An 11,996-nucleotide genomic window follows, 5' to 3' on the forward strand; every position below is an offset into this window, starting at 1 on the left:
TCAGCCGCCGATAGCGCTCATCGTGCGGGTCGGCGGAACGAAGCCTGCAGTGTCGATGCCATGGGCCGCCGGCTTCGCCCACTGGGCCGCGCACCACGCCTCGGCGAGTTCGTCGTCGCTGGCCCCCGACCGCAGCAACGACCGGAGGTCGCCTTCCCGGCGCGAGAACAGGCACGACCGCAGTTGCCCGTCTGCCGTCAGGCGGGTTCGGTCACAGGCGCCACAGAACGGGTGCGTCACGGAGGCGATCACGCCGATCCGGCCCGCCGGCGCACCGTCGCGGCCGGTGGCATCCCACAGCTCTGCGGGGGCTGCGCCCCGTGGCTCGACGGCCGGAGAGAGGTCGAATGCGTCGCGCAGGAGGCCGAGCACCTCGTCGGCCGTCACGAGGTTCTCCCTGTCCCATTCACCCTGCGGGCCGAGGGGCATCTGTTCGATGAACCTCAGTTGATACCCGCGATCCAGGCAGAAGTGAGCAAGGGGCACCACATCGGCTTCGTTGGCGCCACGCATCACGACGGCGTTGATCTTGACCGGTGAAAGGCCCGCCGCCGCAGCGGCTTCGATGCCCGCGAGAACGTCCGGAAGCCTGTCCCGGCGGGCCAGTGCGGCATAGCGCTCGGGGTCGAGTGAGTCGAGCGAGACATTGACCCGGTCGAGGCCGGCAGCACGCAGCGCCGCTGCCCTCCGATCGAGGCCGAGGCCGTTGGTGGTGAGCGCCAGCTCTGGGCGTCCGTCCGGCCCTCGGAGGGCGGCGGCTGCGGCCACGATCTCCTCGAGCCCGCGGCGCAGCAGCGGCTCGCCGCCGGTGAACCTGACCCGCGTGATGCCAAGCCGTTCCACAGCGACGCCGAGCAGCCGGATCACCTCCGCGTCGGTGAGGGTCGCCTCGGTGGGCAGCCACGCGAGCCCCTCGGCGGGCATGCAGTAGCTGCATCGCAGATTGCAGCGGTCTGTCAACGACACGCGCAGATCGCGTGCCGTCCGGCCGAACCGGTCCCCCAATAACCCAAGGAACATGGGCAAACAGTAGCAACGTGTCCCTCCGAGCCCCCGATTCTGAACTTGTGACGGTCGGTGTGACAATTCAGGGGTGACCGCCACGACGCAGCAACTACATCTGGGAGCAACCCGCTCCGAGGTGCTGTCGCTCCTGCTCGACGCTCCCGGCCACCTCACAGTTCCCGAGATCGCCTCAGCGCTGCAGCTCCACCGCAACTCCGCCCGGTTCCACCTGGACGCGCTCGTGGAGGCCGGTTATGCGGTGCGGATACCGGGAGTTCCTTCCGGCAACGGTCGCCCGCCGCTCCTGTACACGGCGACCCACGACGCCCCCGCAATGGGCCACTCCCACCTTCTCGAACTGATCGAGCTCCTGCTCGGCCAGCTGGGCGATACGCCGGAGGGTCAGTCGGCCGGGCGGCAGGCGGGTCGGGCCTGGGGGGCCGACAAGGCCCCGGGGCAGCTCGATGACGACGAGGTGCTCGATGCCCTCGCCCATCACCTCGCCGAACGCGGCTTCGCTCCTGTACGCGATGACCAACAACTCTGTTTCGTGCGCTGTCCGTTCAGGAGCGCCATCTCGCCTCAGCAGCTGCCGCTCGTCTGCGCGATCCACGCAGGGTTCATCGACGGCTTCCTCAGCGCCGTCAGCGACGACCTGAGCGCGGGACCGATGGCGATCGGCGAGAACAGCTGCTCGGTCGAGGTCTCCCGTCACTGACCGCGCGACCGCGCGGCTCCCGACCACCCAATGGGTGGCCGGGACAGACCGCGGCGCCGGGGAAGGGCCCGGGGGGAGCCGCTAAGCTGGAGGCCCGCCACCTGGCGCCCCCTGTGTAAAGGAGCACACCTTGCCCAGCAAGACAGTGACCGTCGGATCGCACGTCGGTCTGCACGCCCGCCCCGCCGCGCTCATCGCGGCTGCCGCCGGCGAGTACGACGACGACATCTTCCTGCAGATGGGCGACTCCGAGGTCGATGCGGCCAGCTCGCTGCTGATCATGACCCTCGGGGCGGAGAAAGGCGCCGAGGTCACGGTGACCTCCGACAATGCGGAGGCCGTGGACAGGATCGCCGCCATGGTCGAGCAGGACCTGGACGCCTGAGCCCACCCCCACCGACGCTGAGGCTGCAATGGCGCTGCCTGAACGGCTGACGGGGCTTCGGCTGCCCGTCGTCGCCGCACCCATGTTCCTGGTGTCCGGCCCCGACCTGGTGCTGGCCTGCGCACACGCCGGGGTGCTGGGCTCCTTCCCCGCGCTGAACCGGCGCACCACAGGAGGGTTCGACGAGTGGCTGGCCCTCATCTCGGCCGGGGCCCGCGACGCCCCGTACGCGGTGAACCTGATCGTCCACTCCTCGAATCCCCGGCTCGACGACGACCTCGAGGTCATCGCTCGGCGCCGCGTCCCCGTCGTCATCACGTCGCTGGGCGCCTCCGACCGCGTCGTCGCGGCCGTGCACGCCTACGGCGGACTGGTCTTCCACGACGTCACGACGCTGGCCCACGCGCGCCGGGCGATCGCCGCCGGGGTCGACGGCCTGATCCTCGTCTCCGCCGGCGCAGGCGGGCACGCCGGCACGCTGAACCCGTTCTCCTTCGTCACCGCCGTGCGGTCCTTCTACGACGGGACCCTGCTGCTCGGCGGAGGGCTCAGCACCGGAGCCGACGTCGCCGCCGCCATCGCGCTCGGCGCCGACCTCGCCTACCTCGGCACGCGGTTCGTCGCGACGCAGGAGTCGCTCGCCCCGCAGGAGTACAAGGACATGCTCGCGGCCGCGGCCCCCGAGGACATCGTCTACACGCCCACCGTCAGCTCGATCCCGGCGAACTTCCTCGCCGAGAGCCTGACCCGCGCAGGCATCGACCCGGCGGCGCCGCCCGGCCCCGTCGACCTCACGCACCTGACGTCGCCGTCGCCGTCCGACGCGAAGGCCTGGCGCGACATCTGGTCCGCCGGTCAGTCGGTCGCGGGCATCACCGACACCCCGTCGGTCGCGCAACTCGTGTACCGGCTCGACGAGGAGTACGCCGCCGCCGTGAAACGCCTGAGGAGGCACCCGTGAGTACCGTGACCACCACCGTCGACGACGGCATCGCAACCCTCACCCTCAACCGTCCGGGTGTCCTCAACGCCTTCACGCTCGACATGGGCGCCGACTTCGTCGACGCGCTGCGAGGCCTCGACGCCGACGCCGCCGTGCGCGCGATCATCGTCACCGGCGCGGGCCGCGCGTTCTGCGCCGGCATGGAGCTGAGCGACTCCGACAACGTGTTCGGCTTCGATCCCCGCATGGATCTCACCCCGGCCGAGCTCGCGGAGCGCTGGCAGGAGCCCGAGGTCTCCGACGGGGCCCGCGAACCCGGCGGCAAGCTGACGCTCGCGATCCTCGAGTGCCGCAAGCCCGTCATCGCGGCCATCAACGGCCCCGCAGTAGGGATCGGCTCGACCATGACGCTGCCGATGGACTTCCGCCTGGCCTCCACCCACGCCCGGATGGGCTTCGTCTTCGCGCGGCTCGGCATCACGCCCGAGGCGTGCTCGACCTGGTTCCTGCCGCGGCTGATCGGCGTGCCGTCGGCGCTGGAGTTGCTCTACACCGGCGACATCATCGACGCGGCACGGGCCCACGAGGTCGGCCTCGTCGGCTCGGTCCACGAGCCCGACGAGCTGCTGCCCGCGGCCCACGCGCTGGCCGACCGGCTGACGCGTGGCCGCTCCCCGCACGCCGTCGCGCTCACCCGCCAGCTGGTCTACCGCCACCTCGCCGACGTCGGCGTGCTGGAGGCCCACCTGGACGAGTCGCTGGCCCTGCGCCACGCGGCGCACGGCGACGGCCGGGAGGGCGGGCTGGCCTTCCTCGCCAAGCGCGAGCCGCACTTCAACCAGCCGGCGCCCCACGGCTTCGACCACATCTTCCTGCGGGCGTGATCAGACCAGCGAAACCCTGACGTCGTACGCTCGGAGTCGATTGTGAGGAGACCGCATGCGCAGCCTGGGGATCGCGGGGTCAGGGCTGGCCTGCTGCCTGGTCATCGGCTGCGGGGTCACGATCCCACACGATCCGGACGGGGCCTTGGACCGGATCACCGGCACCACCCTCCGAGTCGGTGCCTCACCGGCGCAGGGGCTCGTCCGGGTCGACGGAGCACACGTGACCGGCCCCCTGCCGGACCTGGTCGATGAGTTTGCCGCGACGCGCGACGCGGACATCGAGTTCACCGTGCTGGGCGAGGAGGAGATCGTCGACGCGCTCGAGGCCGGTCGGATCGACCTTGGGATCGGCCCCATGACCGACGAATCACCCTGGACGGAGCGGGCCTCGCAGACCCGCGGGTATGACACCGTTCCCGGCGCGGATGGCCGAAAGGTCGTGCTGCTGCTCCCGCTTGGCGAGAATCGGTTCCAGAGCGCGCTGGAGACATTCCTCGACGCGGAGGTGGGCCCGTGAAGTCCATGGGACGCACCGATCTGCCGCAGCGACAGCAGGAGGCCCTGCGCAAGGCGATCTTCTGGGAGTGGTTCACGCTGGGCTACTCCGCGGCGACCATCATGCTGATCGCCGTGGTGATCGGCGGCTCGCAAGCGATGAAGACCGCCTGGGTTGAGGACATCCTCTCTCTGCTGCCCCAGATCTCGTTCCTGGTCGCCCTACTGTTCATCCGGCAACCGCCCAGCCGACGGTTCCCCTACGGCCTGCACCGCGCCATGGGGGTCGGCCACCTGGTTGCCGGGGTGGCACTCCTGCTCATCGGTGCGCTGCTCGCTGTCGAGTCCGCCCTGGGTCTGGCCAGGGCCGAGCATCCCGCGATCGGCACCGTGAACCTGTTCGGCCACACGATCTGGCTGGGATGGTGCATGGTCGCAGTCATGGTCGGCACAATGTGGGGGCCATTCGTCTACGGCCGTGCCAAGCTCAAGCTGGCCCCCGACCTGCACAACAAGGTGCTGTTCACAGACGCGGACATGTCGAAGGCAGACTGGACCACCACGGCGGCCTCCGTGATAGGTGTACTCGGCATCGGCATCGGCTGGTGGTGGCTTGACGGCGTCGCTGCCCTGTTCATCTCGCTGGGCATCGTCAAGGATGGTTGGAGGAACTCGTCCTCTGCAGTCCTGGACCTCATGGACCAGCGGGCGCGCAGCTTCGACGACTCCGAACCCCACCCATTGTCGAGCGACATCGTCAAGCGGGTCCGCCGCGAGGCATGGGTGCGAGACGCTTCTGTCCGGATGCGCGACATGGGGCAGGTGTTCCACATCGAGGTGTTCGTGATCCCCCGCGCCGAGGTGAGCATCGAGCAGTTGGAGGCCACCCGCGACGATGTGGCAGCCCTGGACTGGAAGGCACAGGACATCGCGCTGATCCCCGTCTCCTCCCTGCCGGACGAAACGAGATTCGGGGCCGGGTGAACCGGCCGGTGCGTAGATTCGCAGCCCCGACCCCTCAGGAGTTGAGACGATGACCCACGACCCGCGCGTCAGCCACCACACGGGCGGCTTCCCTGATCAGGAGCAGAGCCAGCCTGGCCTCACCGACGAGACCTCACCCAGGCCGGATCACGGCGAAGCCAGCTACACCGGCAGCGGCAGGCTGGCCGGCCGCAGGGCGCTGATCACCGGCGGAGACTCAGGCATCGGACGCGCCGTCGCCATCGCCTTCGCCCGGGAGGGCGCCGACGTGGCAATCGCCCACCTCCCAGAGGAGCACGCCGACGCGGCCGACACCATTGCCCTGATCGAGCGGGCCGGCCGTCGGGGGCTCTCCCTGCCTGGGGACGTTCGCGACGAGGACTTCGCCACCGGCATCGTGGAGTCCACCGTCGAGGAGTTCGGCGGCCTCGACATCCTGGTGCTCAACGCCGGATACCAGAAGGACCGTGACGGCATCGAGACGCTGCCCACCGAGGAGTTCGACCGGGTCTTCCGAACGAACCTGTACGGCATGCTGTGGAGCGCCCGGGCGGCCGTGCCTCGGCTGGAGCCGGGCAGCTCGATCATCGTGACTGCATCGATCCAGGCTTACAACCCGTCGCACTCGATCATCGACTACGCCATGACCAAGGCGGCCCAGGTCGCGTTCGTGCAGGCCGCCGCCGACGAACTGGGCGAGAAGGGCATCCGCGTCAACGCAGTCGCACCCGGGCCCATCTGGACGCCGCTCATCCCCGGCACAGGCTGGGATGCCGAGAGGTTGGCCACGTTCGGTCAGGACACGCCGCTCGGCCGGGCGGGGCAGCCGGCCGAGCTGGCAGGCGCCTACGTCTACCTGGCCTCCGAGGACGCCAGCTACACCTCCGGCGCGGTGCTGCCCGTGACTGGCGGTAAACACCTGTAGGGCGTTCAGGCGAGGTCCCTGCGATCCGCCTCGTCGAGCTGGGCCTCAAGGCCCGCGATCACCTCCGGCGTCAGCCGCGGCAGCACGCTCGTGTCGAACAGCCCGCCGGACAGTCCGTGCGGGTCGAGGGCCTTGTCCAGCTCGTCGGGCGACATCAGCCCCTCCGCCAGGATCAGCGACCGGACGGGGACGCCCTCGTGCAGCGCCTGCTTCGCCAGCCGGGCGGCGTGGAGATAGCCGATCCGCGGGATCAGCGCCGTGATGACGCCGACGGAGCTGTCGACCATCGCCCGCAGGTGCGCGGTGTTGGCCGTGATCCCGTCGACGCAGTTGATCCGCAGCGTGCGGACCGACCGACGCAGCCACGCCGTGTTCTGCAGCAGCACGTGCGCCATGACCGGCTCGAAGGCGTTCAACTGCAGCTGTCCGGCCTCGCTCGCCATCGCGATGGTCACGTCGGAGCCGGCGATGATGAACGCGACCTGGTTGACCGCCTCCGGGATGACCGGGTTCACCTTGCCGGGCATGATCGAGCTCCCGGCCTGCTTCGCGGGGAGGTTGATCTCCCCCAGCCCGGCCTGCGGGCCCGAGCTCAGCAGCCTCAGGTCGTTGCAGATCTTCGACAGCTTCATCGCCGCCCGCTTCATGACCGACGACGCGGACATGAACACGCCGGTGTCGCTGGTCGCCTCGATCAGGTCGCCCGCCTCGACGAGCTCGTCGAACCCGGTGATCTCCCGCAGGTGCGAGATGACGGCCGGGCCGAAGTCGGGCACCGACGCGATGCCGGTGCCGATCGCGGTGGCGCCGAGGTTGACCTCCAGCAGCAGCGGCCGGACGTCCTCGATGCGCGCGATGTCCTCGCCCAGCGTCGTGGCGAAGCCGCGGAACTCCTGCCCGAGCGTCATCGGCACGGCGTCCTGCAGCTGCGTGCGGCCCACCTTCAGGACCTCGCGGAACTCCCGCCCCTTCGACGCGAATGAGCTGCGCAGCAGTCGCATCTCATTCGCGAGCCGGCCGAGCCCGTAGGCGATCGACAGCTTGACGGCGCTCGGATAGGTGTCGTTGGTGGACTGCGAGCGGTTGACGTGGTCGTTGGGCGAGAGGAAGTCGTAGTCGCCCTTCGGCCGGCCCGCGAGCTCGAGGGCCCGGTTGGCGATGACCTCGTTGACGTTCATGTTGGTCGACGTGCCGGCGCCGCCCTGGATGACGCCGACGACGAACTGGTCATGCAGCGAACCGTCGATGATGTCCTGGGCCGCGCGGTCGATCAGGTCGGCGCGCTCGGCGTCGAGGACCCCGATGTCCCTGTTCGCCCTTGCCGCGGCCTGTTTCACCTGGGCGTAGGCGATGATCAGATCCGGGTAGACGCTGATCTCGCGCCGGCTGATGGGGAAGTTCTCCATCGCGCGAGCCGTGTTGATTCCCCAGTACGCGTCATCGGGTATCTGCAGCTCTCCGAGCGAGTCTCTCTCTGTGCGAGGCATGCCCTCACCGTAGCGCCGAGGACGCGACGGCAGCCGCCTCCAGCGCCATCCACGCCTGCAGCTGTGTGGACAGCTCGGCGGTCTCTCCGACGTCGGTCGCGTGCGTGTCCTGGGGGAAGACGAGGACCGGTCGGCCGCGCCAGCCGCGCTCGACGCGCCGCTCCCAGAGGTCGTCCGCCGTCGAGGTCACGACCTCGCCGGCGAGGACGCGCACGTCGCGGTCGAGGCGCGGGTCGGCGGCGGCGAGCGCGAGGTAGCGGGTCAGGATGCCGCTGAACAGCCCGCCGTCGCCCGGCCCGTGTGTGCGCAGCACGCGCGTCCCCGGCCTGGTCAGGCGCCCGGCCACCGCCCGCACGTGGGCTTCGGCGGCGCGGAGTTCGTCGCCGCCGAGTTCCAGCATCAGGCCGAGCACGGGCCCCTGGTTGTAGGTGAAGACATCCGAGACGGGCACGAGCCGGCCCTCGACCACCCGCAGCCCGTCGCGCATCAGGCCGTCGTCATCGGCGAGGTTGGCGCGCAGCCAGCTGAGCAGGCGCCGCGGCTCCTCGCGCTCACCGGCGCGAGCCAGGAACAGCGCGATGGGACCGGTGGCGGCGGTGTTGATGAAGTCCCGCTGCGTGCTCCACAGCGCGCCGCCGCCCCGGTCGTGCCGCAGCGCGGACTCCAGCACGGGCCGCAGGCGCCGCGAGGCGACGTCGGTCCCGCCCAGGCGACCGAATCGCTGCGAGGCGAGCGCGAGCCAGGCCATGTCGTCGAAGTAGCCGTTGCGGAACCGCAGCCCGTTGCGCAGCCAGACGCCTCGGACGTGACCGCGGATGAGGCGGTCGTCGACCAGTGCGCTGCCGCGCAGCCGCGCGTCGACGAGGCAGTCGATCAGGTGCGCCTGCCACCAGTAGTGCCACTCGCCGCGCGGCCGGCCGGGCCGGGCGACCGCGGCCAGCCGGGTGCGGGGCACGCCGAGCGCCCGGCCGCCGAAGGTCCCCAGCACGGAGCGTGCGGCCTCGTCGGCGCGGGCGCCGGTCACGGCCTCAGGCCAGGTTCTGCAGCAGCAGGGTCTCGGCGACCACGGCCTTGGCGAGGTCGCCGAGGTCGACGGACTCGTCGATGCCGTGCATGCGGGACGTGGGGTCGACGACGGCGGTCAGCAGCACCGCGGCGCCGGGGTTGCGCTCGGCGAACTCTGCGGCGATCGGAATGGAGCCGCCGGTACCGATGGCGACCGCCTCGACGCCGAAGGCCTCACGGAACGCGGCCTGCACCTTCTCGTTCAGGTCGCCGCTCAGCGTGAACTCGCTGCCGGAGCCGTGCCGGCCCGGCTCCACCGTGATGTGCGCGCCCCACGGGGCGTGGCTGTGCAGGTGGTCGACGAGCGCCGTGGTGGCGGACTCGGGGTCGTCGCCGGGCGCGATGCGGACGCTGACCTTCGCCTTCGCGCTCGGGATGAGCGTGTTGGACGCGTCCTTCAGGCGGGTGGTGTCGATCGCGAGGACGGACGCGGACGGCTTGGCCCACATGCGCGAGGCGGCGCTGCCGTCGCCGATCCACTCGACGCCCTCCAGGATGCCGGTCTCCTCGCGGAGGCGGTCGTCGTCGTACTCGACGGTGGGCTCCGGGGAGGTCTTCAGCCCCTCGATCGCGACGTTGCCCGCCTCGTCGTGCAGGGTGGCGAGCAGGCGGCAGAGCGCCGTCAGCGCGTCGGGCACGACGCCGCCGAACTGGCCGGAGTGCAGGCCGGTCTGGAGCGTCGAGACGGTGACGACCGCGTCGACGGAGCCGCGCAGCGTCGCGGTGAGCGACGGCTCGCCGACCTTCCAGTTGACGGCGTCGGCGATGACGAAGACGTCGGCGTGCAGCCTGTCGCCGAACTTCTCGAACAGGCCCGCCATGCTGGGCGAGCCGATCTCCTCCTCGCCCTCGATGAATACCTTCACGCCGACCGGCGGGCGGCCCTCGAACGCGCGCAGCGCGCCCAGGTGCACCGCGATGCCGCCCTTGTCGTCCGCCGCGCCCCGCGCGTAGAGGCGACCGTCGCGCTCGGACGGGGCGAAGGCGGGCGACGTCCAGGCGTCGGGGTCGCCGGTGGGCTGCACGTCGTAGTGCGCGTACAGCAACACGGTGGGGGCGCCCTCGGGGGCCGGGAAGTGGCCGTATACCGCGGGCTTGCCGCCGGGCACCTCGAGGAGCTCGACCGTGGGGCAGCCGACGTCGCTCAGCAGGTGCGCGACGACGTCCGCGGCGGCCAGCACGTCGTCGTCGTGCTCGCTGATGGACGAGACCGACGGGATGGCGATGAGCCGCTTCAGGTCGGTGAGGACGGAGGGGATCACGGCTTCTGCTGCTTCATGGAGGCTCATGCATCCACCCTACTCAGCGGGCGGTCTGCCTCAGCGTCAGGCGTTAACGCACCCTGCCCACGACCGGAAGTGACGCTTTTCGTATCATTTTTACATGAAGCAACCGCCGCCCACTCGGAGCCGCCTCCTCCGATCGGACTTCCAGGGGCAACTGTTGTCGACGCTCTTCCTGCTCCCCGAGCAGGAGCGCTCGCTGACCGAACTCGCGCGCCACTTCGACGCAGGGCTGACCACCGTGCACACCGAGATCGAGCGCCTCACCACCGCCGGACTGGTCCTCGACCGCCGCGCCGGCCGCGCCCGGATGGTCCGCGCCGACCGCGAGCACCCGCTCGCCCCCGCGCTGACCGAACTCCTGCGTCTGACCTACGGGCCGTCCACCCTCCTGCCCGCGATCCTCAAGGATGTGGACGCGCTGGAGAAGGCGTACCTGCTCGGCACCTGGGCCGCGCGTCGCGTCGGCCGCCCCGGCCCGTTCCCGAGGAACCTCGACGTGCTGCTGGTCGGCGACGTCGAGGCCACCTGCGTGCAGCGCGCGGCGTCCGAGGCGAAGGAGGCGCTGCGCCAGAGCGTGCGGTTCACCGTCGTCGAGCCCTCGTCGTGGGGATCCCCGGACTGCGCCATCACGACCACGGCCCAGCGGAGCCCGCTCCTCGAGCTGAGCCTCGCCTGATCTCGCGCCGGGTGCGCACACCGGCGTGCGCACCTGACGCGTTCACGTCGGCCCGGATGGGGCCGGCCTTGGGGGGATCGTGGGCCGTCGCGCACCGCTGCGCGACGGCCCACGACCGGCCCCTCACCAGGTCTTCGCGGCCTCCACCAGCGCACGCTCGACCGCGCCGACGTGCGCGTTGGCCTCCGCACCGGGGCGCCGCACCAGGAAGAACGTGTTGAGCGGCGACTCCTGGTCGACGTTCAACTCCACCAGGCGCCCGTCCGCCAGGTGCTCCTCGCACAGCTCACGCGGCACGACGGAGTAGCCCGCCCCCGACGTCACGGCCGAGACGACCGCGTGCAGGTTCGGCACCGTCAGCGACGCCTCCCTCGCCGCCTGCTTGTTGAACGCGGTGCGCCAGTAGCGGCGCACGATCGGCAGGTCCTCGGCGTAGGCCACGAGCGGCACCTGACGCAGCGCGTCGCACAGCTCGCACCCGGTCGCCGCCAGCGGCACGCCCCTGCCGGCCCACGAGGGCGAGATCACCAGCGCGTACTGCGCGTCGGTGAGCGGCGTCGACACGAGCCCCTTCCCGCGGGGGCGGCGGGTGGCGATGACCAGGTCGTGCTGGCCGCCGCGCATCTCGTCCATCAGCTCGTCCGTCATGCCCTGAGCGACCCGCAGCTCGACCCCTTGCGAGACCAGGGGCGCCAGCGCGGGCAGCACCCTCGTGCACAGGAGCTCGGACGGTCCGGCGAGGTGCACGGGAGCCACGCGGACGCCGAGCGGTCCGTCGTCCTCGAGGCCGGACAGCTGGTCCAGCGGCGCGGCCACCCGGGCGGCAAGCTCGTGCGCGAAGGCGGTCGGCTGCACGCCGCGGGCGAGCCTCTCGAACAACTGGCGGCCGAGCCGCTCCTCCAGGCTGCGCACCTGCGCCGTCACGGTCGGCTGGGACAGCCCGAGCCCGGGAGCCGCACCCGTGAGCGAGCCGACGCGGTACACGCACAGGAAGGTCCGCAGCAGGTTCAGATCCAGGGGGGTACGTGTGTCCGACATACCTCCACTGTACGCCCCGCACATCCGATGAACCATCGGTTCTCCGATGGGAACTATCGATCGACCGATTTCAATTCCGATGCTTCGCGACGTAGGCTTGAG

13 protein-coding genes are annotated in these 11,996 nt (G+C 70.8%); 8 read left to right on the plus strand and 5 right to left on the minus strand.

Going from position 1 to position 11,996, the window contains the following annotated elements; translation table 11 throughout:
* A complete protein-coding gene (gene moaA, locus KDB89_RS11125) occupies positions 1 to 1,020 on the minus strand; it encodes a GTP 3',8-cyclase MoaA (RefSeq protein WP_219081005.1) in 1,020 nt (339 codons plus the stop codon).
* Between the two features lie 73 nt (positions 1,021 to 1,093).
* Here moaA and KDB89_RS11130 point away from each other — a divergent pair, with 73 nt between their 5' ends.
* From KDB89_RS11130 to KDB89_RS11160, 7 genes are all read left to right on the plus strand, one after another.
* The gene (locus KDB89_RS11130; RefSeq protein WP_219081007.1) at positions 1,094 to 1,723 is read left to right on the plus strand and encodes a helix-turn-helix transcriptional regulator; all 630 of its coding nucleotides are present in this window, start codon (positions 1,094 to 1,096) and stop codon (positions 1,721 to 1,723) included.
* Between the two features lie 130 nt (positions 1,724 to 1,853).
* A complete protein-coding gene (locus KDB89_RS11135) occupies positions 1,854 to 2,108 on the plus strand; it encodes an HPr family phosphocarrier protein (protein WP_219081009.1) in 255 nt (84 codons plus the stop codon).
* 28 nt (positions 2,109 to 2,136) lie between these two features.
* Positions 2,137 to 3,069, plus strand: coding sequence for an NAD(P)H-dependent flavin oxidoreductase (locus KDB89_RS11140; protein WP_219081011.1), 933 nt, complete (start codon positions 2,137 to 2,139; stop codon positions 3,067 to 3,069).
* Positions 3,066 to 3,935 (plus strand): enoyl-CoA hydratase-related protein, encoded by an 870-nt coding sequence (locus tag KDB89_RS11145; protein ID WP_219081012.1) that lies wholly within the window; start codon positions 3,066 to 3,068, stop codon positions 3,933 to 3,935. The genes KDB89_RS11140 and KDB89_RS11145 overlap by 4 nt, the downstream gene beginning before the upstream one ends.
* Positions 3,936 to 3,990: 55 nt before the next feature.
* Positions 3,991 to 4,455, plus strand: coding sequence for a LysR family transcriptional regulator (locus KDB89_RS11150; RefSeq protein ID WP_219081014.1), 465 nt, complete (start codon positions 3,991 to 3,993; stop codon positions 4,453 to 4,455).
* Between the two features lie 5 nt (positions 4,456 to 4,460).
* Positions 4,461 to 5,417 (plus strand): cation efflux transmembrane domain-containing protein, encoded by a 957-nt coding sequence (locus tag KDB89_RS11155; RefSeq protein ID WP_255556444.1) that lies wholly within the window; start codon positions 4,461 to 4,463, stop codon positions 5,415 to 5,417.
* Between the two features lie 49 nt (positions 5,418 to 5,466).
* Positions 5,467 to 6,342, plus strand: coding sequence for an SDR family oxidoreductase (locus KDB89_RS11160; RefSeq protein ID WP_219081018.1), 876 nt, complete (start codon positions 5,467 to 5,469; stop codon positions 6,340 to 6,342).
* 5 nt (positions 6,343 to 6,347) lie between these two features.
* Here KDB89_RS11160 and KDB89_RS11165 read toward each other — a convergent pair whose 3' ends face one another.
* From KDB89_RS11165 to KDB89_RS11175, 3 genes are read right to left on the minus strand one after another with little or no spacing between them, the layout of a single operon-like run.
* Positions 6,348 to 7,829: an aspartate ammonia-lyase gene (locus KDB89_RS11165; protein ID WP_219081020.1), complete on the minus strand. Its 1,482-nt coding sequence runs from the start codon at positions 7,827 to 7,829 to the stop codon at positions 6,348 to 6,350.
* A 4-nt stretch (positions 7,830 to 7,833) separates the two neighbouring features.
* On the minus strand, positions 7,834 to 8,853 hold the full coding sequence (locus KDB89_RS11170) for a glycosyl hydrolase (RefSeq protein ID WP_219081022.1): 1,020 nt from the start codon (positions 8,851 to 8,853) through the stop codon (positions 7,834 to 7,836).
* A gap of 4 nt (positions 8,854 to 8,857) precedes the next feature.
* Positions 8,858 to 10,183 carry a dipeptidase gene (locus KDB89_RS11175; RefSeq protein WP_219081048.1) on the minus strand — a complete coding sequence of 442 codons (1,326 nt, stop codon included), beginning with the start codon at positions 10,181 to 10,183 and terminating at the stop codon, positions 8,858 to 8,860.
* A gap of 94 nt (positions 10,184 to 10,277) precedes the next feature.
* Here KDB89_RS11175 and KDB89_RS11180 point away from each other — a divergent pair, with 94 nt between their 5' ends.
* A complete protein-coding gene (locus KDB89_RS11180) occupies positions 10,278 to 10,856 on the plus strand; it encodes a winged helix-turn-helix domain-containing protein (RefSeq protein ID WP_219081050.1) in 579 nt (192 codons plus the stop codon).
* Between the two features lie 123 nt (positions 10,857 to 10,979).
* Here the strand turns inward: KDB89_RS11180 and KDB89_RS11185 are convergent, their stop codons facing one another.
* A complete protein-coding gene (locus tag KDB89_RS11185) occupies positions 10,980 to 11,894 on the minus strand; it encodes a LysR family transcriptional regulator (RefSeq protein ID WP_219081052.1) in 915 nt (304 codons plus the stop codon).
* Positions 11,895 to 11,996 lie beyond the last annotated feature (102 nt).

It is taken from the genome of Tessaracoccus palaemonis (genome assembly GCF_019316905.1).
GTDB lineage: Bacteria > Actinomycetota > Actinomycetes > Propionibacteriales > Propionibacteriaceae > Arachnia > Arachnia palaemonis.